This window comes from Streptomyces sp. NBC_01716, from assembly GCF_036248275.1.
Taxonomy (GTDB): domain Bacteria; phylum Actinomycetota; class Actinomycetes; order Streptomycetales; family Streptomycetaceae; genus Streptomyces.
The window spans coordinates 6,796,204-6,820,268 of record NZ_CP109181.1 but is presented as its reverse complement, the minus strand read 5'-3'; the positions used below and the strand labels follow the sequence as shown (position 1 = coordinate 6,820,268).

General features: G+C 72.1%; 13 protein-coding genes and 1 pseudogene. 4 read left to right on the top strand and 10 right to left on the bottom strand.

The features are described 5' to 3' along the window. The first annotated feature begins 17 nt into the window (after nt 1-17). The 4 genes from OIE74_RS29980 to OIE74_RS29965 all read left to right on the top strand — a co-directional run bounded on the left by OIE74_RS29980 (nt 18) and on the right by OIE74_RS29965 (nt 12,031). The gene (locus OIE74_RS29980; RefSeq protein WP_443076387.1) at nt 18-5,126 is read left to right on the top strand and encodes a DNA-binding protein; all 5,109 of its coding nucleotides are present in this window, start codon (nt 18-20) and stop codon (nt 5,124-5,126) included. A 103-nt stretch (nt 5,127-5,229) separates the two neighbouring features. Next, the gene (locus OIE74_RS29975; RefSeq protein WP_329389120.1) at nt 5,230-6,408 is read left to right on the top strand and encodes an ATP-binding protein; all 1,179 of its coding nucleotides are present in this window, start codon (nt 5,230-5,232) and stop codon (nt 6,406-6,408) included. Further along, nucleotides 6,405-10,160, top strand: a complete 3,756-nt coding sequence (locus OIE74_RS29970) for a DUF5682 family protein (RefSeq protein ID WP_329389118.1) — start codon at nt 6,405-6,407, stop codon at nt 10,158-10,160. The genes OIE74_RS29975 and OIE74_RS29970 overlap by 4 nt, the downstream gene beginning before the upstream one ends. Continuing rightward, entirely contained in the window at nt 10,157-12,031 is a 1,875-nt protein-coding gene (locus tag OIE74_RS29965; RefSeq protein ID WP_329389116.1) for a hypothetical protein, read from the top strand. Before OIE74_RS29970 ends, OIE74_RS29965 begins: the two co-directional genes overlap by 4 nt. A gap of 145 nt (nt 12,032-12,176) precedes the next feature. On the opposite strand, the gene OIE74_RS29960 is transcribed toward OIE74_RS29965, so the two are convergent. From OIE74_RS29960 to OIE74_RS29915, 10 genes and pseudogenes are all read right to left on the bottom strand, one after another. Next, nucleotides 12,177-13,688, bottom strand: coding sequence for a PH domain-containing protein (locus OIE74_RS29960; RefSeq protein WP_329389114.1), 1,512 nt, complete (start codon nt 13,686-13,688; stop codon nt 12,177-12,179). Beyond that, nucleotides 13,685-14,185: a PH domain-containing protein gene (locus OIE74_RS29955; protein ID WP_329389112.1), complete on the bottom strand. Its 501-nt coding sequence runs from the start codon at nt 14,183-14,185 to the stop codon at nt 13,685-13,687. The genes OIE74_RS29960 and OIE74_RS29955 overlap by 4 nt, the downstream gene beginning before the upstream one ends. A 4-nt stretch (nt 14,186-14,189) precedes the next feature. Further along, nucleotides 14,190-15,869 carry a glucose-6-phosphate isomerase gene (gene pgi, locus OIE74_RS29950; RefSeq protein WP_329389110.1) on the bottom strand — a complete coding sequence of 560 codons (1,680 nt, stop codon included), beginning with the start codon at nt 15,867-15,869 and terminating at the stop codon, nt 14,190-14,192. 89 nt (nt 15,870-15,958) lie between these two features. After that, nucleotides 15,959-17,200, bottom strand: coding sequence for an MFS transporter (locus tag OIE74_RS29945; RefSeq protein ID WP_329392497.1), 1,242 nt, complete (start codon nt 17,198-17,200; stop codon nt 15,959-15,961). A 150-nt stretch (nt 17,201-17,350) separates the two neighbouring features. Then, nucleotides 17,351-17,686 (bottom strand): RNA polymerase-binding protein RbpA, encoded by a 336-nt coding sequence (locus OIE74_RS29940; RefSeq protein ID WP_329389108.1) that lies wholly within the window; start codon nt 17,684-17,686, stop codon nt 17,351-17,353. 180 nt (nt 17,687-17,866) lie between these two features. Beyond that, entirely contained in the window at nt 17,867-18,103 is a 237-nt protein-coding gene (secG, locus tag OIE74_RS29935) for a preprotein translocase subunit SecG (protein ID WP_329389106.1), read from the bottom strand. A gap of 136 nt (nt 18,104-18,239) precedes the next feature. Beyond that, entirely contained in the window at nt 18,240-19,040 is an 801-nt protein-coding gene (gene tpiA / locus OIE74_RS29930; RefSeq protein ID WP_329389104.1) for a triose-phosphate isomerase, read from the bottom strand. Between the two features lie 7 nt (nt 19,041-19,047). Then, entirely contained in the window at nt 19,048-20,259 is a 1,212-nt protein-coding gene (locus OIE74_RS29925; RefSeq protein WP_329389102.1) for a phosphoglycerate kinase, read from the bottom strand. 160 nt (nt 20,260-20,419) lie between these two features. Then, a complete protein-coding gene (gap, locus tag OIE74_RS29920) occupies nt 20,420-21,424 on the bottom strand; it encodes a type I glyceraldehyde-3-phosphate dehydrogenase (protein ID WP_329389099.1) in 1,005 nt (334 codons plus the stop codon). Between the two features lie 345 nt (nt 21,425-21,769). Next, a pseudogene (locus OIE74_RS29915) lies at nt 21,770-23,965 on the bottom strand (M14 family metallopeptidase); the annotation flags it as partial. Between the last annotated feature and the right edge of the window lie 100 nt (nt 23,966-24,065).

The following is a 24,065-nucleotide window of genomic DNA, read 5'->3' as shown; positions in this document are numbered from 1 at the left end:
ACGACACGGGGGCACGGATGCGGGCGGGAACGGACACGACGGGGGCTGTGGTGGGAGCGGGAACAGAGGGACGGACGGCGGCCGAGGCCGAACAGCTGCTGAGGGCCGGGGCGGTGCTGCCGCCCGGCACCCCGGACGCGGGACCGCGCGCGGTCCCCCTGACCACCCGGGCCTACCGGCATCCGGGGCTGGACGACCGGGTCGTGGTGCGGCTGGTCGCCGGGGAGCTGGGAGCGGCGGAGGACATGGCCGCGGGCTTTCTCGGCCTGGAAGCGGACGGCGAGCCGGCCGAGGTCGGCCTTGGGATGCGGCAGTCGCTGAGCTTCCCGGAGTGGGTGCTGGTGCACCACCCGAGGGACGGCCGTCAGGCGCTCGGGCTCGTGCCGGAGCTGGAGCGCGTGGCCAAGCAGGCGAAGACCAAACCGAAGGCGGCGCTGACCGCGTACCAGCAGATCGCGGGACGTCTGGCCGACTCCGTACCGCATTTCCTGCCGACCTTCCTCGAACAGGCCGGGCGCGTCTTCCTGGGCGCGGAGAATCCCACGTACGCGGGGCAGATGTTCATGCGGGCGCGCGACGCGGACAGGCAGCACGGGCTGGCCGTGGACGAGGAGCGGCTGGACGCGGTGTTCCTGGAGTTCGCGCTGGCCGGGGCGCTGCCGGTGAAGGCGCTGTCCGGGTACGCGCGGGAGCTGGCGGCCCGGATGCCGGCCGAGGAGGCGTACCGCCGGTTCCGTGAGCTGTGTGTACGGCGCACCGCTGGCGGGATCCAGCCGTCGGTCCAGATGTCCACCGATCTGCGCAAGCTGGCGAAGGCCGCCGGGGCGGACGTGACGGTGGCGGAGGGCGCGTATCTGACCGAGCTGCTCGCCCTCCCTGCCACCCGGCGGGCGGCGCCGGGCTGGTGGACCGCGCATCGCCCGGCTCTCGCCGCGCTGTCCCTGCGGGAGCCCTCGACGCGCGGGACGCTGCTGAACCTGCTGCCCGAGGACGGGGACTGCGCCGAGTTCTGGGTGGAGTTGCTGGAGGAGTGCGGGGCGACCGCGGGGCTCTGGGACGCCGGGCTGCCTGCCGGGCAGCGGCCCGCCGACGGCACGCTGGGCTGGTACCTGCGATTCACGAAGTACCGTTCCCCGTCCTATGGCGCGGTCCCCGACACACCAGAGTTCTACCCGCTCGTGGAGCGGATGGCCGGGCAGTTGCGCGCCGAACTGGCCGCGACCGGCGCGACCGGCCAACTGCCGGTTCCTTACGGCGATGTGGACCTGCTGGACCTGCTGCTGTCCCTGCACGTGCCGGTCGCCGATCCGAAGACGGAGGGGTGGACCCCGCGGCTGCACGTGCGGGAGTGGGCCGGGCAGGATACGAACCGCCGCGATCTGCGCGCGCTGGAGGCCGACGCCCGGTTCCGGCCCGCGTTCCGGGCGGGGCTCGACCAGTTCGGTGACGAGGCGGATCGCTTCCAGGTGGTGGCCGACTCCCCCGGCGGGCGCCCGATGCTCACGGAGTGGATGAACGAGGTCGCCCGCAGGCCCGCCGCGTCGACGCTGCCCCTGGTGCCCGACAGCCTGAACAGGCTGGGCCGGCTGCCCAGCCTGGCGCTGGCGCTCGCGGAGGACGAGGTGCGGGCCGTCGCCGCCACTGATCTGGTCCCACTGCTGGTCCGGACACTGCGGGCCGGGATCTTCGACGAACTGGGCTGGCCCGCCTGGGAGGCGGCCGTAGCGGAGCTGATGCCGGAGGAGGAGCGGAACCGGCTGGTCGTCGCCGACGCCTGGCCCCATCTGATCGTGGCGGGCACCTCGCAGGCGCGGGTGCTCGACGCCGAAGGCGCCGTACTGACACACGACCTGCGCATCCCCGACCGGGACATCCGCTGGTACGAACACCCCGGATTCCATTACGTCGACGGGCAGTTGCTCGTGCACTGGCGGGCCGCTTCCGACGGAGGCCTGTTGCACGGGTACTGGCACACCGCCGCCGACCGCCCGGTCCTCGTCGATTCCGCGAACGGCGTCCGCGGCGTCCGGGTCGACGCGCTCAGCAACGGCTTGGGCCCGTACACCGTGCCGAGGCCGGGCGGTGGGCGGCTCACGGGCGGCGGTGTCCTGTACGCGGGGGACACCACGCTGCCCGAGGAGCAGTCGGTGACCACGGACGGGACGCGGTACTGGACGCGGGCCAAGGACGCCGAAGGCAAGCTGCGCCTGCGTGAACTGGACCCGGAGACGGGTGATACCGGCGACATCGGCAGGCCCGACTTCTTCGCCGAGGCGACGCGCGACGCGCCGGAGGGCAGCAAGCTGCTCGGAGGCACGCTGGTGCCCGCCCCGTCGGACAGGACCGGTCCCGGCGCGCATCCGGTGGGCGGGCTGCTGGGCTGGCGGGTGGTGCGACTGCCCGACGGGTCGCGGCGCTGCGAGGACCTGGCCGGGAACGCCGTCACGCTGTCCCCGGACATCGGCTGGCCGGCCCGCCCCCTGCTCTTCCCCGGCGACGACCGGCCTCGGTGTGTCAGTGCCACGGGCTCGGAGATCAGTCTGGTCGACCCGGAGGGCGGGGTCACCTCGCTCGCCCGGACGAACGGCGAGCCGGGTTCGTTCGCGGCGGGCACGGCGGTGCTGCCGCCGGAGAACTACTGGCACTGCCTCAGGGTCAGGGACCCGAGGGGCTCCGAGGCGCTGCGGGGGATCGACCGCGAGACGGCGGCGACGCTGCTCGCGGCGGCGGTCGCGCAGGCCGAGAAGGCCAGGAAAGCCGAGAAGGAGCGGACGGGGACGGACCACCCCGACGAACTGCCCTCCCTGGTACGTCAGTTGCTGCCCGCCGTCACCCACGATGCCTTGGTGCGGGGCATCGCCGGGGTGGTGCGGTTCACCGCCGAGCAGCAAGCCGCGCTGGACGCGATCGTCGAGCGGCTCGACAGCAAGGCGGTCGTCCACACGCCGAAGACCGAGGCGGTCGGCCCGGAGAACGAGCTGATCGGGGAAGCGCTCAACGGACTCGCGGACGACTGCCAGTTCTCGGTGGGCTACTCGTCCCAGTCACGTAGCTTCGCCGGTCAGCTCCAGGTCCTGGGTGAGGTGCTGGCGAGCCCGGTGGGGGTGGAAGCAGACGCCGCGCACGAGACAGGGGCCGCCGCCGGTACGGCCGCACCCCTCCATCTGGACGGGTCGCCGCTGCCGGTGGACAGCACCGAGTGGGAGAAGCTTCTCGACTCCCCGGCCGCCGCGTCCGCCTACCGGGCCGCCTCGTCGGCCACGGCGGCGGAGCACCGCGAGACGCTGGTCGGGCTGCTGGCGGAGCTGACCGCGCTCGGTCTGACCACGGCGGAAGACGCCGGCCGCTGGCGCGTCTGCCGGCTCCAGCTCGACGAGAGCGCGCTCCTCGACGCGAACGGCAGCCAACGGGGAGGCAACTGGTCGGGTGTGCTGTCGCTGGCCGACGGCGCGTTCATCGCCGTCGTCCGTCCGGAGTTCTGGAACGGGCACCGTCGCGAGTTCGCCGCGCTGTTCCACGATCCGACGGGCCGCTTCGAGGTTCCCGCTCCGTACACGGTGCGGTCGGCGCCCCGCGAGATCGGCTTCGGCCACGGCCGGGAGGGCGACTGGTTCGGGGCCTTCCGCGCCGAACTGGCCGAGCGCGGGCCCGCGCCGTGGTTCCCTGCCGCCGCCGAGGAGTTCGCCCGGCTCACCGGCGTCACGCCGTCCATGGCGGCGCTGGTGGTGGCCGGTCTGCCCCAGGTGGACACGTACGTGCAGGGCTTCCTGCCCACGGAGGTACGCAGCACCCTGGGGCTGAAGGCCCCGAACGCCGCGCTGGCCAGGGACACACTGCGCCACGTCGACGTCGGCGTCCGGCGGGCCGTCGTGGCGGCGTTGCTGCCGGCGGAGCCCGCCCGGCTGTGGACAGAGGGGCCCGACGTCGCCGCGGCGGCCGAGATCTGGAACAGCGCGCTGGGCCGGCGGACCCCTGTCTCCGAGGAGATGCTGCTGCTCGTGTCGGAGGCGGTCCGGGCCGTGCGGTCGTCCTGGACGGCGGAGCGGACCCTGCGGGCGCTCATCGACCCGTCCGGCGAACCGCAGTTGGCGGTCGACGCGCCCTGGCAGGTGGAGGGTGACCATGTCGTTCCCGCCGGAAAGGACACCACCGTGTTCGACACGGGCGCGCTGACGACCGTGATCGCGACGGCCGCGTGGCTGGCCCACCGGCTGCCGGCCGGTCATCCGGTCCGGGCGCTGCTTCCGGGCGTGCTGAGCGTGGTGCGGGAGCGGCTGGCCAACCCGGAGCTGATGCTCAGCGTGGGCCGGTACGTGCACCTGTCCGCCTTCCGTAAGGCGGCCGGGGCGCCCACCGAGACCGGCGCAGGCTACGAACGCTTCGGCGCGGTGGTCATGGCGACGTCCGACGACCAGCCGAAGCCCGCGATCCGTGTGGCGCTGCTGGACGAGGCAGGTGGTGACCCGTACCTGCCGGTCCTCCGAGGCGTCGGCGGGTACGGGTCCGGGCAGAGCGCCAACGCCCAGCAGCTGTTCCCCGCCGAGGCGGGTCTGCGCGTCGCCCGCGACCCGCGCTTCACGGCGCTCCTCGGCGACCCGGGCGAACCGGTGGCCGGAGAGCGGGACAAGGACGGCACCTGGTATCCCCAGGATCCCGGCCGCTCCGTCCCCGACCTGGTCGTGGAGGTGGCCAAGGAGTGCGGCATCAGTGAGGACGCCGCCGTGCTCTATCTGATGCTGCTGGCGATGCCCGATCCGACCGACACCAATGTCGTCCGGTGGACGGGCTGGAAGCGGCGGCGCGGCGGAGCCGCCCGTATCGAGGCGGCGCGCGAGGAACTGGCGGCCACCGACCTGGTGGTCGGCGCGACCCGCACCGGGGCCAGGCGTTCGCTCTTCCTGCCGGGCGGCTGGACGGTCACCGGGTCGGCGGCGGCCCCGCTGGAGCGGTGGAAGCTGCCGCTGTTCGACCTGGTCAGCGCGGAGGGCGCGCCGCTCGACGTGATCGCGCCCACCGAGCCGGTGGCCGACCTCTACCGCAGGGCCTGGCAGCGGATCAAGGAGGGCGACGTCCCTCGGTTCGACGAGCTCAAGACGCGGCGCGCCGGGCGGGGCGGCCGGGGCTGACCGTGCGGCCGGGGCGGGGTGCCGAGCCACCCCGCCCCACTCACTCCAACTCCCCTGTCCCACCGCACTACTTCACTTCACTTCACCCGAACGAGGACTCTGCATGACGACCCGGACAGACACCCGGACGGACACCGGGGCGACCGCCCCCGCGAGCCGGCAGTCCCTGCCGGCCGAGGAACGGTACGCCGCCGAACTCGCCTTTCTCGCCGCGTACGACGACGGCCCGCGCCCACCCGGCTGGGCGCTGACCCCGCGCGCGGTGGTCACCTTCATCTGCGGCAGCGGCGACGAGGCGCTGCGGCTGACGGGGACCCACGCCGGGCTGCCCGCGCGGCTGACCGTCGCCCCCAAGTTCATCGGCGAACGCGCCCTGGTGGAGCGGTGCGTGGTCACCCTCGCCGGTGAGCGCGGCCTGCTGCTCGTCGGCGAACCGGGCACCGCGAAGTCGATGCTCTCCGAACTGCTGGCCGCCGCCGTCAGCGGCACCAGCGCCCTCACCGTGCAGGGCACCGCGGGCACCACCGAGGACGCCTTCCGCTACGGCTGGAACTACGCGCTGCTGCTCGCCCAGGGCCCCACACCACAGGCCCTGGTCGCCTCCCCGGTGCTCACCGCGATGCGCACCGGCCGGGTCGCCCGGATCGAGGAGATCACCCGCTGTCTGCCGGAGGTGCAGGACGCGCTCGTGTCGATCCTGTCCGACCGTCGGCTGAGCGTGCCGGAACTCGCGGGCACGGACGACGCGCAGGCCGCGGCCGTCCCCGGCTTCAGCGTGATCGCGACGGCCAACCTCCGGGACCGGGGTGTCTCGGAGATGTCCGCAGCGCTCAAGCGGCGCTTCAACTTCGAGACGATCCATCCCATCGCCGACGCGGACGCGGAGACCGCGCTCGTGCGCCGGCAGGCCACGGCGGCCGTGGAGCGCGCGGGTACGGCGTACGGGGTGGACGACGCCGTCCTGGACGTGCTGGTCACCGTCTTCCGCGATCTGCGCAGCGGTCGCTCGGCCGAGGGCTGGGACGTGGAGCGGCCGGGCACCGTGATGTCCACGGCGGAAGCCGTGCAGGTCGCCGCGTCGCTCGGGGTGGCAGCGGCGTATCTGCCCGGTGGGGAGCTGCTCGACCTGGTCCCTGGACACTTGCTCGGGGTGGTCCTCAAGGACGACCAGACCGACCACGGGCGGCTGTTGGGGTACTGGGACGGACCGGTACGACGCCGCGCCGAGGACGGCGCGGAGATGTGGCGGCGGCTCTGGGACCTCAGGGAGAACCTGCGTTGAGCGGCGCGCAGGCGGTGGACACCACCGCGGACGACAGTGCCGCCAGTGATCCCCGGGACGCGGTGAGCGCGCTCGCGGGCTGCGTGGAGCCGTACCTGATCGGGGTACGGCACCACAGCCCCGCGCTGGCCGCGGCGATACCGGCGCTGCTGGACGCCTCGGGCGCCGACGTGATCTGTGTCGAGCTGCCGACGGACTTCCAGCCGTGGCTGACCCATCTCGCCGCCCCCGGCACGGTGGCACCGGTGGCGCTCGCCGGCGCCCACGAGGACGGACGCCTGGGCTTCTACCCGTTCGCCGACTTCTCCCCGGAACTCGCGGCGATCCGCTGGGCCAGGGACCACGGCGTCGAAGTGCGCTGCTGCGACCTGCCGTTGTCCGACCCTGGCTGGACGCCGAGGGATTCCGACGCGGGCCCGGACCGCCGAGGAACCGCGTTCGCCGCCGCGCTGGACGCGTCCGGCACGGGCCGCGACGGCGACGACCTGTGGGACAGAACGGTGGAGGTCCGCGCACCTGACTGCCCACCGGAGGCGGTACGCCGCGCGGCACTCGGCGTCGGCTGGGCACTGCGCCACGACGCGTCGACGGCGGGCGGAGTACCCCAGACGGACCTGGCCCGCGAGTCCCACATGCGCCGCACGATCACCGAGGCGGCAGGCACAACGCGCCGCGTGGCGGCGGTGATCGGCGCCTTCCACGCCCCGGCACTGGCCCCACGCCGGGCGGCTTCGCCCGCCGAAGCCGGAACGGCCGGGCTGGCCGGGGCAGTTGGGGCGGTTGGTGCAGTCACAACAAAGGGGGCGCTTCGTCCCGAGACCGCCGGATTCGGCGGGAACGCCGAGGCGAGTCCGTCCGCCGCAGCCGACCAGGCCGCCAGGGCAGCAGGAGCCGCTGGGAGCGACCACCCAGCCCGGACCATCGGAAACGGCGGCAGTTCCCGGGCGGGCATCGGCGGGGGTGGCGTCGTCACCTCGCTCGTGCCGTATACCTTCGGCCTGCTCGACTCCCGTTCCGGGTATCCCGCCGGGATTCGGGATCCGCGCTGGCAGCAGGCCGTGTTCGTGGCCGGTGGGGTGGGTGAGCGGGTGCGGGAGGCCGCCGCCGGGGCGATCACCGGGTTGTGCCGGGCGATGCGGGACGCCGGACACACCGCGGGGACCGGCGAGGCCGTCGAGGCGTTGCGGCTCGCCGACGACCTCGCGCGGCTGCGGGCGCTGCCCGCCCCGGGGCGGGGCGAGTTGCTGGAGGCGGTCACGGCCGTTCTCGGTCAGGGCGAACCCCTCGGCCGGGGCCGGGCCCTGGCACGGGCCCTCGAAACCGTCCTCGTGGGCACCGAACGGGGCCGCGTCGCGCCCGGCACTCCGCGTTCCGGGCTCGGCCCGGCCGTCGAGGCCGAGCTCGCCGCGCTGCGGCTCCCCTGCCCAGAGAGCCCCGAGCCCCGCGAGGTGCGTCTGGACCCGCTCCGCTCGGAGCTGGACGGACGCCGCGAGGTCCTCCTGAACCGCCTACAGGTGTGCGACGTCGGCTACTGCTCCCCGGGCGATGTGACCCGTACGGGCGACTCCGCCGGTCTCAGTACCCGGTGGCAGGCGTCCTGGACGCCCTCCGTCCCCGCCCGGCTCGACCTGGTCGGTGTCCGTGGTGTCACGGCCGCCGGCGCCGCCGCCGGAAAGCTGCGCGAGATCGCCCACGCGCAGCACGCGGAGGGCGGGCCCACCGCCTCACACACCCTCACCGGGCTGCGTGACGCCGCCCGCTGCGATCTCCCGGAGCTGGTCACCGAGCGCCTGGCGGAGGCCGCCGACGTACTGCCGTCGTCGGCCACCCTGCCCGAACTCCTCGCCGCCCTGGACCTGTTGCACGCACTGCGCCAGGGACATCTGCCCGGCACCACGGACGCCACCAGGCGCGACGCGTCCGAACTCGCCGTGGTCCTGCTGGAGGCAGCCGTGCGCGGGCTCCCCGGTCTCGCGGGCAGCGACGACCCGCAGGACGCCGTCGCGCTGGTCGCGCTCGCCACGCGGGCCGGCGAGCACCGCCTCGGTCTGCGGATGGACGACGCGCTGACCACACTCGCGACGACCGGTTCACCGGTCATCCGCGGGGCCGCGACGGCGACGCGCGTCCTGCTCGACCTCGACGCGCCACAGGCTCTGGGCGACCGGGTCGCGAGCTGGGTCGACAGAGCCGTCGATCCGGACGGACGGCACCGCCTCTCCGGGCTGCTCACCGGTCTGCTGACGGCGGCCGGACCGCTGCTCCAGTCCGCCGAGGCCGCTCTCACGCCGCTTCTCGACCGGGTCGACACCCTCCCCGACCAGGGGTTTCTCGACCGGCTTCCGGCGCTGCGCGGTGGGTTCGACGTGCTCACCCCCGCCGACCGGGGCCGGCTGCTCCGTTCGGTCGCGGACCGCCTCGGCGACCGCCCCGACCTGACGCTGAGCGCGCCACCGGAGCTCGTCGCGCTGTGGACGGCGGCGGACACCGCCGGGCTCGCCGCGCTGACCGCCCTGGGGCTGCCCGAACCGGTGGTGCCCTCGCGGCGGCCGGGAGCCGACGACGCACCGGAGGACACGCACCGCCCGGAGAACCGGACCCGCCCTGCGGACGACTCCCGCCGCCTCGCACCCGCCGACCGCTGGCGGCTGCTGCTCGGCCGTGAGAGCGACCAACTCCCCGACGGCGCCCGCCGTTACGCGCACGCGCTGGACGAGCTGTACGGCAGTGGGCGCGGCGAGGGCGCCGACGGCATCACGGACGGGCTGCCGGGCGCACCCGGCGACGGGGGCGGCCAGGGCAGGTCCTTCCCCAGCGCCCGCGAGTGGGCGAAGGAACTCGACGTTTTGTTCGCCGCGGACGTCCGCGAGGAGGTTCTCGCCAGAGCGGCGGACGCGGGCCGTACGGACGTGATCGCCGAACTGGACCCGGCGTCCGTCCGGCCATCGGTCGAACTGCTCCAGTCGGTCCTCTCGCTGGCCGGCGGCATGCCCGAGCAACAACTCGCCCAGCTGCGGCCACTCGTACGCCGCCTGGTGGACGAGCTCGCCCGGGAGCTCGCCACCCGGCTGCGCCCCACTCTCACGGGGCTGGCACACCCCCGCCCCACCCGCCGCCCCGGCGGCAAGCTGGATCTTCCCCGCACGCTGCGCGCCAACCTGGCGCACACCCGGCGTCTGGACGACGGGCGGACCGTCGTCGTCCCGGAGCATCCGGTGTTCAGCACACGCGCGAGCCGGGAGGCGGACTGGCGGCTGATCCTTGTGGTCGACGTGTCCGGCTCGATGGAGGCGTCGGTCATCTGGTCAGCGCTGACGGCCGCCGTCCTGGGCGGGGTGCCCACCCTCTCCACCCACTTCCTCACCTTCTCCACGGAGGTGATCGACCTGACGGACCGGGTCACCGATCCGCTGTCGCTGCTGCTGGAGGTGCGTGTCGGCGGCGGTACGCACATCGCGGCGGGCCTCGCGCACGCCCGCTCCCTCGTGACCGTGCCGAGCCGCACCCTCGTCGTGGTCGTCAGTGACTTCGAGGAGGGCTACTCACTCGGGGGCCTGCTCGGCGAGGTGCGTTCACTCGCCGCGTCCGGTGTCCATCTCATGGGCTGCGCGGCCCTGGACGACACCGGCGCCCCTCGCTACTCGGTGCCTGTCGCACAGCAGTTGGTGGCGGCGGGGATGCCGGTCGCCGCCCTCAGCCCTCTCGCCCTCGCCCGCTGGGTGGGCGACCGTCTCCGCGGGGAGAACCGATGACATCGTCCGAACCGACCGTCCCGCTGCCACCGGTCACCGCGGAGGTGGTGGCCGGTGCGGTGGAGAGCCTGACGTCCCGGCTGCGCAAGAAGCTCGACGCGGCGATCGAGTTGTACGGCGCCGTACCGGCGACCGCCACCGACCCGCCCGACGACGGCGGTGTGAGGGTGAAATGCGGCGAGGACGCGGTGGTCACCCTGCTCCCCGGCGCGTCGGGCACCGTCACGGACGCCGATCAGGCGCGGTGCACGTGCCTGCTGTCGCCGCGCTGTCTGCACCGCGCGGCCGTCCTCGGCGCGTGCCCGGTGGCAGCTCCTGAAGACGTGCCCGCGACGGAGGCCGCCCCGGAGGCTCCGGCCCCCGTGGCCCCAGTCCCGGCCACGGGGGCCCCCGCGACCCCTGCCGAGCCGGTCGCCCCGCTCAGCCCGGTGCGGATCGACGCGGCGGCCGGGTTGTGGTCCGCCGCCACCGCCGTGCTCGCGGCCGGCCTGCCCGCCGCCGGGGCCATCCCGCAGGCGGAACTGCTGCGCGCGGCCCACACCGCCCGCCTGGCCGGACTGCACCGCGCCGAAGCCGCCGCCCTGCGCGTGGTGCGCGGCCTGCGCGACGCCCGCACGGGCCATGCCGGTCACCGGCTGGCCGACCTGGTCGCGGCCCTGCGTGAACTCCTGCTCACCACCCGCCTGTTGGCGGCGGGCAACGGCGACCCCGAACTGATCGGCACGGCCCGGCGCGGCTACCGGCCGAGTGGCTCGCTGCGCGTGTACGGCGTCTGCCGGGAGCCCGTCATCAGCGCGACGGGGTACGGAGGCGTGGTCACCCATCTCGTTGACGACGACCACCGCTGGTTCTCCGTGGCGGATGTGAAGCCGGGCGGATCGGCCCGCGCGCGGGGCGCGGCGACGGCCCCCGTCGGCGTCGGCGCGTCGGTCCTCAACCATGCCGAACTCTCCCGAGGCGGCCTGCTGATCACCGGCGCGACGATCTCTCCGGACGGCCGGCTCGGTTCGGGCAAGGGTGTCCGGTCCAGCCCGCTCGCAGGTCTGCCCTGGTCGTCGGGGCCGCTCTCGCCCTTGTTCGCCCGCTCGCCGGCCCAAACCGTGTCCGAGCGGCTCGCCGCCGCCCGCGGCGCCGGCCCCGACGAGGAACTGACCGCCAGGATCGGCGAACCGGTCGGCTGCGACCTGGTGATCACCGGCGCCGTGGGCGACCAGGTGCTCGCGCGCGAGTTGCCGAGCGCCGAAGCCGAACGGCCGGCCGGACCCCTGATCCGTCTGATGGCGGCGCACCCCCATCCGGATCTCGCCCACACGGCGAATCTGCGACGGCTCGCTTCCCGCCCCGGCCTGCGCGTGCGCGTACTGGGCCGGATCGACCCCGAGCGCGCCGCCACACTGCGTCCTCTGGCCGTGGGCCCGGTGCCGGGCACGGAGGCGACGCTGCGTCTTCCGGCGGACTGGCAGGATCGCGCCGACCTCGGCTACGACCGTCTCCAGGGCTCGCACCTCCCACCGCCGGAGGTCTGCCCTCCGACGGAGCACGAGCGCACCGGCCCGGACGTGCTGGTCGACTCCCCCGTGTGGCGCGTCCGCCGTCTGACCGAGCTCGCCGTCTCGGGCGGTCGCCGCGCGGTCGCCGAGTCCGCCCGTAACGGCGGCTCACGGGCGGACGGCGCCGCACTGCGCGCCACCGGCTTCCACACGGCGGCCGGCCTGACGACGACCCTCACCTCCGAGGCCGACCGCCGCACCCGCGACACCTTCGGCCGCCTCGGCGACGACGCCCCGGACAGCTACGCGTCGGCCTGGCTGGCGGCGGCCTTCCATCTGGCGGCCACGGAAAGGGAGTTGGTCGGATCGAGCTGGCAGTAGGGAGCTTCAGCCCGGCAAGCCCTTCAGCCCGCCCGGCGTTTGAGGGCACGGCCGAAGGCCGTACGGGGTCCGGGGCGGAGCCCCGGTTTCGGGAAGGGGCGGGTGGGGGAACAGGCCCGCGCAGCGGCCCGCCCCGCCCCGCCCCCTACTTCTCCAGGAACGGCTCCAGCAGCCCCGGCACCGCCTCCGCCGCGAACCCCAACCCCTCCCCCACCGCCGCGTCACGAACGTGATACGCGCCGTCCCCCGCCGCCGTCGTCGCCGTCAGCGTCACCAGCCCGGCCCGCCGCTGAAAGTACGACTGCTTGACCGTCCAGCCCACGACACCGCCCCGCTGGAGCGCGACGGTGGACCGCCGCACCGTCCCCGACCGCGCGACCAGATAACCCCCGCTGAGCCCGTGCCCGAGACTGCGGTACGCGTCGAGCGCGAGCGCCACCGCGATCGGCACCAGCACCACCGCGCACGCTGCCGCGATCGGCAGCAGCACCTCGCTCACGAGCAGGCCGAGGATCACCAGGACCAGCACCGGCAGCAGCGCGGCCCCCACCGCCCAGCGCAGCCGCCGCCCGCGCGCGGCAAGCGGGTGCGGGGTCAGAACGGCCGCACTCGTCAGGGACGACGTCTCGCGCAGGACGTGCGCTGCCACCTCGTCGGCGACCGCCCTCGGCGCCGCCGGCAGCAGCGTCTTGAGGTCGGTGTGCTTGTCGTCGTCGTCCTGGGTGAGCCCCGTCGCGACGGCATCCACCCGCGCCGCGCCGACGAGCCGCACACCGATCGGCTCGACCAGCTCCACGCCCCGCAGCCTGCGCTCCTCTATGGAGACCGACCGGGAGGTGAAGAGGCCGCGCCGGACCCGCAGCGTGCCGCCGGGCTCCCGCTCCAGCCGGTAGTTCCACCACATCTCAACCCAGAGGCCGAGCGAACCGACCACGCCGGCCAGGAGCGCGGCGGCCACGAGCACGACGACCGTCACCACGATCGAGGTGTCCCGGAACCGGTCCGCGATCCAGACCAGAACCTCGTGCTGGACCCCGAACCACTCACCGACCTGCATCACGCCGCCCGCCGCCGCGCCGCCCAGCAGGGGCGCGACGAAGGAGAGGGGGGCGTAGCCGATCCAGCGGGGGTCGAGGACGGCCAGCATCCCGTCCGGGTGCCCGGCGCCGGCCGACGCGGTGCGGTCCAGCAGTTCCGTACGGAGACGCTCGCCCTCGGCGCGGGTGACCGGGTCGAGTTCCAGGGTGGATTCGCCGCCGGTGTGCTCTCCCGTACCGATGCGGACCTTCACCAGTCCGAGGATCCGCAGCAGGAGGTTGGCCGTGAGGTCGACGCTCCTGATCCGTTCGCGTCCCAGTGAGCGGCGTTTGACCAGGAGCAGTCCGGTGTGGAGCTCGGCCCGGTCGGGGCCTATTCGGTAGCGGGTGCGGCGCCAGCGGACGTAGTCGGCGCCGGTACCGGCGGCGATCAGCAGCAGGGCCGCGGGCAGCACCCAGGCGAGTGCGCGCCCCAGCCCCATGCCGCCGGCGAGTCCGATGGCGGTCGGGACTCCGGCTCCGCCGGCCACGCTGGACATGACCGCGGCGGTGACGAGCAGGGTGCGCTTGTCGAGCTTGCGCCATCCCTCCCCCGGCGCCGGCACCGCGACCGTGCTCACGTCGCGTCCCCGGGCGTGGCCTGGGTGATGTGCGTCAGCTGCTCGGCCAGCTCCGCGGCGAGCTCATGGCCGAGCCCTTCGATCCGTACCGCTCCTTTGGAGGAGGCGGTGGTGACGATGACGGTGGAGAGCTTGAACAACTGCTCCAGCGGGCCCCGTACGGTGTCCACGGTCTGGATCCGGGACATCGGCGCGATCCGCCACTCCTGCCAGAAGTAGCCGGTACGGACGTAGACCGCATCGTCCGTCACCTCCCAGCGGTGCACCCGGAACCACCACTTCGGCAGGAACACCGTGCAGGCGAGGCCCAGCACGGCGAGGACGGCGGCGGGGACCAGCAGCCAGACGCGCGCCGGGGCTATGAGCGCGCCCAGCACGCCGAGGACGGCCACCGGCGCCAGGGTGAGCAGCAGCCACTGCGCACGCCACCAGGCGACCGCCCTCTCGTTCAGCGTGTTGTTCGGCGGTCTGAGCCGCCGCTCCTCCCCCTCGGTCATCGGCTCAACGCCCCCGCAGTGCCCGGTACTTCGTGACCAGCTCGGCCGTCGAGGCGTCCAGCGGCCTGTCCTGGGAGCTTTCGCGACCGCCGTCGATCTGGGTGAGGACCGGCTCGATCTCCTTGGCGAGGACCTTGCCGAGTTCGACGCCCCACTGGTCGAACGAGTCGATGTTCCACACCGCGCCCTGGACGAAGACCTTGTGCTCGTACAGCGCGATGAGCTGGCCGAGTACGGAGGGGGTCAGGGTCCCGGCGAGGATCGTGGTGGTGGGGTGGTTGCCCCGGAACGTCTTGTGCGGCACGAGTTCGGCGGGGACGCCCTCGGCCCGGACCTCGTCGGGCGTCTTGCCGAAGGCCAGCGCCTGGGTCTGGGCGAAGAAGTTGGCCATCAGCAGGTCGTGCTGGGCGACCAGTTGGTGCGGCAGGTCGTCGACGGGCTGGGCGAAGCCGATGAAGTCGGCCGGGATGATCTTCGTACCCTGGTGGATCAACTGGTAGTACGCGTGCTGGCCGTTGGTGCCGGGGGTGCCCCAGACGACGGGTCCCGTCTGCCACTGGACCGGCTCGCCGTCGCGGTCCACTGACTTGCCGTTGGACTCCATGTCCAGCTGCTGGAGATACGCGGTGAACCGGGACAGATAGTGGCTGTAGGGCAGGACCGCATGCGACTGGGCGTCGAAGAACGCGCCGTACCAGACCCCCAACAGGCCGAGCAGCAGCGGTGCGTTGGACTCGGCAGGCGCGGTACGGAAGTGCTCGTCCACGAGGTGGAAGCCGTCGAGCATCTCGCGGAAGTGGTCGGGTCCGATCGCGATCATCAGCGAGAGACCGATGGCGGAGTCGTAGGAATACCGCCCGCCGACCCAGTCCCAGAACTCGAACATGTTCGTCGTGTCGATGCCGAAGTCGGCGACCTTCTCGCCGTTGGTGGACAGCGCCACGAAGTGCTTGGCCACGGCCTCCTGGCCGGCCTTGAGCCCGGTCAGGAGCCAGTCGCGGGCCGAGGTGGCGTTGGTGATGGTCTCGATGGTGGTGAAGGTCTTGGAGGCGATGACGAACAGCGTCTCGGCGGGGTCCAGATCGCGCACGGCCTCGTGCAGGTCGGCCCCGTCGACGTTCGACACGAAACGGACCGTCAGATCGCGGTGGGTGAAGGACTTCAGCGCCTCGTAGGCCATCGCGGGGCCGAGGTCGGACCCACCGATACCGATGTTGACGATGTTGCGGACGGGGCGGCCCGTGTGGCCGAGCCATTCGCCCGCCCTGACCTTCTCGGAGAAGGCGGCCATCTTGTCGAGGACGGCGTGCACGCCCGGAACCACGTTCTCGCCGTCGACCTCGATCACCGCGTCACGCGGGGCGCGCAGCGCGGTGTGCAGCACGGCCCGGTCCTCGGTGGTGTTGATCTTCTCGCCGCGGAACATCGCGTCCCGCAGCCCCGCGACGCCGGTGGCCTCCGCCAGGTCACGCAGCAGCGTGAGCGTCTCGTCCGTCACCAGATGCTTGGAGTAGTCCAGGTAGAGGTCACCGACCTGGAGGGTGTAGCCGGTGCCGCGCGCCGGGTTCGTGGCGAACAGCTCCCGCAGATTCGTCTCCCCCAGCTGCTCACGATGCTTGCCCAGCGCGCTCCACTGGGGCAGTCGGTTCAGCTTTGCGCGGCCTTCTGCCTTGTTCTCGGACATCTTGCTTCAGCCCACTTCTTCTCGTACGTGAGTGCCTGCGTGAGTGCGGTGCCCAGGAGTGTGCTGGAGATCCTGGCTGCCCTCCCAACCTAATTGATCAGAGCGCCGAGCGATGCGACAGCGAGTGTGAACGCACCGGCCGCCAGCAGCGCGGGCGTGTTGAGTCCCCAGGCCGCCGCGGTTAGGCCGCCGAGCAGCGCGCCGAGCGGGGCGCCGCCGATGGCGAGCGTGCGGAAGGCGGAGCTGATCCGGCCGAGCATCTCGGCCGGGCTCCGCTCCTGTATCAGGGTCGCCTGGTTCACGTTCCAGACCATGCCCATCACCGCGAACACCGCCATGGCGGCGATGGCCACCCACAGTTCACGAACGGTCCCGAGGACCACCAGCGCACAGGTCTGGACGATCCCGGCGACAAGGACGCTCCGGGTCCGCCCGATCCGGAGGCCGAGCCGCGGTGCCACCAGTCCGCCGACGACGCCGGCGACGCCGTACGCCGTGATGACCGCCGCGTACCCGCCGTTGCCCGCGTCCAGCCAGCCGGTGATGTGCAGGACGAGGGTGGCGATCAGGGCGCCCATGCCGATGTTCGACAGGGCAGTCGCCACGGACAGGCCCCGCAGCACGCTGTCCCGCCACAGGGCGCGCGTCCCCTCCGCCATCTCCGCACGCAGGGTGCTGCCCGCCGCCTTGGGGGCCCTGCCCGGTGCGTCGGTCCGCAGGGAGGCGATGAGCAGGGCGCCGACGACATAGGTGGCGGCGTTGGCCGCGAATGGTGCGGAGGCGCCGATGACCAGGAGCGCCGGGACCAGTGGCGCCGCCAGGAAGCCGCTCGCGACCTGCTGGCCGGTCATGAGGCGGGCGTTCGCGCCGGCCAGCGTCTCGCGGGGAACGACGGCGGGCAGCAGGGCCGTGGCGGCGTTGTCGAAGAGCGTCTGGAGGGTGGTGAGCAGGAAGGCGAGGGCGAGCAGCAGCGCGATCGTGCCGTGGTCCAGCGCGACCGCGAGCGCGAACCCCGCCATCAGCACGCCACGCGCCAGGTCGACGGCCCACATGGCCCGCCGCTGATCCACCCGGTCGGCGACGGCGCCGCCCAGCAGTCCGAAGAGCAGCCAGGGCACATAGCCGCAGGCGGTCACCGAGGCGATGAGAAGAGGGTCGTCGGTCAACGAGGCGGCGAGCAGCGGCAGTGCGGCCGTACGCAGCGAGTCACCGAACCGGGAGATCACGGCGGCGCTCCAGAGCCGCCCGAATCCCCCGCGCCACGCGGGCACTCGCGCCTGCGCCGGCTTTCCCCCGGCCGCCGGCGCATCGGCTCTCGCCCCGGCCGTCATTCCGGGCGCCGATCCGTCGGTCGACTCGTCCGTGGTCACAACTCTCCCTTTCGGTCTTCCTGTTCGGACCGTAAGGGATGCCACTGACAATCGGCCGTCCGCGAATGCGGCTCCGGCCGGGCACCTTTGGGTGTCCGGCCGGATCAATGTCTAGATTTCGCCCCGCAGTTTGGCGAGGGCTTCGGCGAGGATCGCCTCGCCGTCCGCGTCGCTGCGCCGCTCGCGTACATAGGCGAGGTGTGTCTTGTACGGCTCTGTGCGCGGTGGATCCGGGGGATTGTCCCGGTCCTGGCCGGCCGGGAATCCGCACCGTGGGCAGTCCCACGTGTCCGGAATCTGTGCGTCACTGGCGAAGCTCGGCTGCGTCTCGTGCCCGTTGGAGCACCAGAAGGAGATGCGCGCGCGTGGCGCGGACTCGCCACGCTCGGCCTCACCCATCGGCCCCGCTCCGACCCGGCTTCCCCGGATCGCGTTGCCACTTGCCACGGTCGTAACTCCCTGCGTGAATGGTGCCGCAAGCATCAAGCGTCGAGAGGCATCTCCGCTGTCGAGCGCCCCAGTCTACGTATGGCCCAACGCGCGTCCAGCAAGTGGAGTTACACCCCCACCGCCGGGACGCAGGGCCTCATGATAGGCCGCGCCCCCGGCGACGTACTGTACGACCGGTCAGCTGTCCAGCTTCATCAGCAGACCAAGCACGACAATGCAGGCGAACCATCCCATACCGACCACGATGGTGATGCGGTCGAGGTTACGCTCGGCGACCGAGGAACCACCGACGGACGACTGCATGCCGCCACCGAACATGTCGGAGAGACCGCCGCCCTTCCCCTTGTGCATCAGCACCAGCAGCATAAGCAGCAGGCTGAAGACGATCAGGGCGATCGAGAACCCCACAATCACGGCTGGACCTACTTTCCGGAATTCTCTCGAATTGAATCGGGATTGGACGGAACTGCGAGGACAACGGGGGCCGGCGGCACCTGTGAAATGCCTGTCGGCCCCCGCCAGGGTACGACGGATCCGCGTCCTCGCATACTTACTGGTCGCGGAACCTGACGATCTTGACGAACTCCTCGGCGTCCAGCGCCGCACCGCCGACAAGGGCGCCGTCCACATCCGGCTGCGCCATGATCGCGGCGACATTCCCGGCCTTCACCGAGCCGCCGTACTGAATACGGACCTGGTCGGCCAGCTCCTGCGAGTACAGCTCCGCGAGCCGCGCGCGGATCGCCCCGCAGACCTCCTGCGCGTCCTCGGGGGTGGCGACCTCGCCCGTGCCGATGGCCCACACCGGCTCGTAGGCGATCACGACGGATTCGGCCTGGTCGGCCGAGACGTCCTTGAGGCCGCCGTCGAGCTGCGCGAGCGTGTGCGGGACCTGCTCACCGGCCTTGCGGACGTCCAGCCCCTCTCCGACGCAGAGGATCGGGGTCAGCCCGTGCTTGAAGGCGGCCCGCACCTTCGCGTTGCAGATCTCGTCGTTCTCGGCGTGGTACTGGCGTCGCTCGCTGTGACCGACGGCCACGTACGTGCACTTCAGCTTGGCCAGCATTGGCCCGGAGACCTCACCGGTGTACGCGCCGGAGTCGTGCGAGGAGATGTCCTGGGCACCGTACTTGATCTTGAGCTTGTCGCCGTCGACCAGCGTCTGCACGGACCGCAGGTCCGTGAACGGCACCAGGACGGCCGTCTCGACCGCGTCGTGGTCCTTGTCGGTCAGGGCGAAGGCAAGCTTCTGGACGTGCGCGATGGCCTCAAGGTGGTTGAGGTTCATCTTCCAGTTGCCCGCCATCAGCGGGGTACGGGCGGTCTTCTCGGTCGGGGTTTCAGCTGCCATCAGTAGGTCAGTCCTCCAGTGCGGCGAGGCCGGGAAGCGTCTTGCCCTCGAGGTATTCGAGGCTGGCGCCGCCACCGGTCGAAATGTGGCCGAATGCGTTTTCGTCGAAACCGAGGATCCGGACGGCGGCGGCCGAGTCGCCGCCGCCGACGACCGTGAAGGCGTCGGAGTCGATCAGGGCCTGGGCGACGGCCCGGGTGCCCTCGGCGTAGTCGGGGTGCTCGAAGACACCCATGGGGCCGTTCCAGAAGACCGTCGTCGCGTCGGCGAGCTTCGACGCGTACAGCCGGTTGGTCTCCGGACCGCTGTCCAGACCCATCTGGTCCGAGGGGATGGCGTCGACCGGGACGGTCGCCGGGTCGGCCGGCGCCTTCGTCTTCAGGTCGGGGAAGGCCGGCGCGACCAGGACGTCGACCGGCAGGACGAACTCCACGCCCCGCTCGCCGGCGCGCTTCAGATACTCCTGGACGGCCGGGATCTGGTCCTCCTGGAGCAGCGAGGCGCCGACCTCGTGGCCCTGGGCCTTGAGGAAGGTGTACGCCATGCCGCCGCCGATCAGGATGCGGTCGGCCTTCTCCAGGAGGTGGTCGATGACGCCGAGCTTGTCGGAGACCTTGGCGCCGCCGAGGACGACGGCGTACGGCCGCTCGACGTCCTCGGTGAGCTTCTTGAGCACGCCGACCTCGGTGGCGATCAGACCGCCCGCCGCGTGCGGCAGCCGGGCCGGCAGGTCGTAGACCGAGGCGTGCTTGCGGTGTACGGCGCCGAAGCCGTCGCCGACGTAGAGGTCGGCGAGCTCGGCCAGCCGGTCGGCGAAGGCGCCGCGCTCGGCGTCGTCCTTCGACGTCTCACCGGCGTTGAAGCGGAGGTTCTCCAGGACGGCGACCTGTCCGTCCTCAAGGTCGCCGACGACGGCCTTCGCGGAATCACCGACGGTGTCGGTCGCGAACGCCACGCCGGCGCCGAGGAGTTCACCGAGCCGCGCGGCGGCGGGGGCCAGCGAGAAGGCGGGGTCCGGCGCGCCCTTCGGGCGGCCCAGGTGCGAGGCCACGATCACGCGGGCGCCGGCCTCGGCGAGCCTGGCGACGGTCGGCAGCACGGCGCGGATCCGGCCGTCGTCCGTGATGGTGGTGCCGTCGAGCGGCACATTGAGGTCGGCCCGGACGAAGACGCGCTTGCCGGCGACCCCTTCGTCGAGAAGTTCGTCGATCGTCTTCATGTATCAGTGACTCCTTGAGAGCGGCTCCACGTCCCGCGACGTCCGCGAGCACACGGATGAGCCGGCACGGACAGCACACGGACGACAGGGCCCGGTCAGCGCCACGTCGCGCCGCACGAGCCCTGTCGAACACATTCGGAAGTTGCCTACCGGACCGCTGTCAGAGCTGCCCGCCGATGAAGGTGGTCAGGTCGACCAGCCGGTTGGAGTAGCCCCACTCGTTGTCGTACCAGCCGATGACCTTCACGCTCTTGCCCTGGACCATGGTCAGGGAGGAGTCGAAGGTGCAGGAGGCCGGCCAGTTAACGATGTCCGAGGAGACGATCGGGTCCTCGGTGTACTCCAGGAGGCCCTTCAGCTGCCCCTCGGCGGCCTTCTGGAACGCGGCGTTGACCTCGTCCTTGGTCACCTCGCGCTCCAGCTCGACGACCAGGTCGGTGACGGAGCCCGTCGGGACCGGGACGCGCATCGCGATGCCGTCGAGCTTGCCCTCAAGCTCCGGGATGACCAGCGCGGTCGCCTTGGCGGCACCCGTCGTGGTCGGGATGATGTTCTCGGCGGCGGCACGCGCGCGGCGCAGGTCCTTGTGCGGGAAGTCCAGGATGCGCTGGTCGTTGGTGTACGCGTGGACCGTCGTCATCATGCCCTTGACGATGCCGAAGTTCTCCAGGAGAACCTTGGCCATCGGCGCCACACAGTTGGTGGTGCAGGAGGCGTTGGAGATGACGTGGTGGTTGGCCGCGTCGTACTTGTCCTGGTTGACGCCCATCACGATGGTGATGTCCTCGTCCTTGGCCGGAGCCGAGATGAGGACCTTCTTGGCGCCGCCCGCGATGTGCTTCTCGGCGTCGGCCTTCTTGGTGAAGATGCCGGTCGACTCGATGACGATGTCGACGCCCAGCTCACCCCAGGGGATGTCGGCCGGGTTGCGCTCGGAGAGCACCTTGAACGTCTTGCCGTCGACCGTGATCGTGTCGGCGGTGTTGCTCACCTCGGCCTTGAGGCGGCCCATGATCGTGTCGTACTTCAGCAGATGAGCGGTGGTCGCGGTGTCACCCAGGTCGTTGACAGCCACGATCTCGATGTCCGCACCCTGCTCCAGCAGCGCGCGGAAGTAGCTACGGCCGATGCGGCCAAAGCCGTTGATGCCTACGCGGATCGTCACGAACCGATCTCCTCGTTGGTACGCCGGGTTTCGACGCCGGCGAGTGCGTATGGGATGTCCCCGACCTCTTATGACCCTACCTCCCCCCACGCGCCTCGGTGACATCGCGTGGGGGCCAGGGCCCGGGGTCCTGCCAACCAGCGGCGTCCCGTACCGCCCGGTGGGGGTACGGGACGCCGCGGGGTTGACGCGGCCCCGGTGGTACGGGCGCGGTCAGCGCCGCAGGGCCCGCAGCGCCTTCCCGAGCAAGTCGGCGCGCGCCGACGCGTCCGTGACCTGCTCCAGCCCGAAGCCGAGCAGGACGGTGTCCCTCGTGGTCACCGCCGCGGCCCCGGTGCCGACGTCGTAGGTCCCCGCCGCCGCGCTGGCGAACTGCGGGAAGAGGTCCGGGGCGAGTACGGAGGAGGTGACGGTGTATGTGCCCGCCTGGTCCAGCGGGTTGCCGGGTGCCGCGCCGAGCGGTCCCGACGTCCCGAGGAGCGCGCCGGCCCCGGTGAAACCGGTGGCGCCCGCCGCGGGGATACGCCCGTACGCGCCGAGGTAGTACTGGCTGAAGTCGTTCGTCTGCGTGCGCCCGACCTGTGCGTTCCCGCCGGCCCGCTCGCCCGCCTCGATCAGCTTGCCGCCCTCGTTGAGGAAGTCGCGTACGGAGATCTGCGTATCGCCGTCCGAGGTGCCCGCGCCGGTGTGGTGGACAGCGGTGGTGAAGTGGCTGAGGACGCCCAGGGGGTGCGGTGCGCCCTGCGTGGCCACGTCCCAGACAACGGCGGTACGGCCGTTGGCCCGGAGGGCGTCGACGTAGTCGCGCGCGTACTGCGCGGGCGCGCCTTCGTCGGCGATCACGAGGGTGTCGGCGCGGGGCCGTTCGGCCACCGTGTAGGTGAAGCGGTCGCTGGTGGTGCGCTTGCCGCTCTTGGTACGGCCGGTGAACCAGACCTCGACACGGTCGCCCGGACCGGCGTCCTCGACCTCGGCGCGGTACTCGTCGAAGTGGAGGTTGTCCTCGCCGCCGTAGGTCTCACCGCCCTTCCAGGCCCGCAGGTCCTCGTCGTGCGTCCGGCCGCCGTTGATCCGGTAGTTCAGCTCCTTCTTCCGCACCGACTTGCGGGCGGTGACGGCGACTTCCTGGTCACCGCCGCGCGCGTAGGAGGTGGTGAAGGTGTCGGGGGTGAAGTCGGGGGCGCTCAGTCCGACCGATGAGGACGGCCGGTCGGGGTGGGCTGCGGTCTCGGCGACGGAGAGCGCGAAGGGGATGTTCTTGGTGAACTCCGCCTGGATCAGCTTCTCGTCGTCGGGGAAGTTGAAACCGGACCGGCAGTCGTCCGCCTCCCAGGCGTCGTCAGGGATGCTGTCGGAGACCGTCTCGCAGGTGGTCATCTCCGGGGTGAACATCATGATCCCGTTGACGTTCGCGCCGTGTCCGTCGGCCTCGCCGTTGGTGGTGTAGAGCTCGGAGGAGACCTGCGGGTAGTAGCCGGGGACCGCGGAGTTCTCGGGGGTGCCGGCGAGCGACCGGTAGAGGATGTCGTCGGGGGTCGGGGTGGCGACCTGCCAGCCCACGCCGTAGAGGAGCAGTTCGGCGGCGGAGTGGTAGTTGACGCCGTAGTCGAACCCGATGCGCTTCTGGAGGCGGTCGATCGCCTGGGTCTCGGGCTCGGAGCCGGGGGAGGCGCCCCGGTAGGTCTCGCCGGTGGACTGCGGGGACGAACCCTCGTTGTCGTAGCCCCACTTGTAGGTGAAGTTACGGTTCAGGTCGATGCCGTCGCCGCGGCTGATGACGCCGTCGCCGTTGACGTCGCGGAGGTTCTTGCGCCAGAGACGGTTGGCCTCGGCGGCGTGCGTCCAGTCGTAGCCGTCGGGGTTGGCGGAGAGGACGAACCACAGCTCGGTGGAGTCGACGATCTTCGTGATCCTCGGGTCCTTGCCGTAGTTGTCGAGATAGTGGTGCATCAGCCGCCGCGTCATCTCGGGGGTGATCCACTCCCGCGCGTGCTGGTTGGACATGTAGAGCACGGAGGGCTTGGCGCCGTCCCTGGTCCTGTCCGCGCCCTTGGTGAGCTTGAGGGCGAGGATGTCCTTGCCCTGGATGGTCTTGCCGATGGAAACGACCTTGGTGAGGCCGGGGTTGGCCGCGCCGGCCTCGGTTATCTCCTCCTGGAGACCGCCGGGTCCGCTGTACGGGCGGTACACCCCGTCCCCTGCCGCCTTCAGCCGGGATTCCGTTTGCGCGGAGATCTTCCGCTCGGTGACCTCGACGCCCTGGGCCTCAAGCCCGCGCGCCTGGTCGCCGGTGAGGAACAGCTCGACCTTCGCCCTGCCGCCCTTCGGCACCGACTCGCCCAGTTCATGGGCGTCCTGGCCGGCCGCGAGGAGCAGCGGCACCTGCCCGGCGGTGACCTCGGCGTCGAAGACCTTGAGGGTGTCCCCGGCCGCTGCCGGGGACCTTTCGGTGGCCGTGTCGGCCCGGGCGCCGGGTGCCGCCGTGATTCCGCTCAGCAACAGTGCGCCCGCCGCGAGGATCGCTCTCGCTCCGCGTCTCATGTGCCCCCCTTGCTGTGGTCCGCCACAGGTGTGACGGGACGCCGACAGGCTCGCCAACCTGCATGGTCATGTCAAGGGCGCATCAAAGCCATGCAAAATG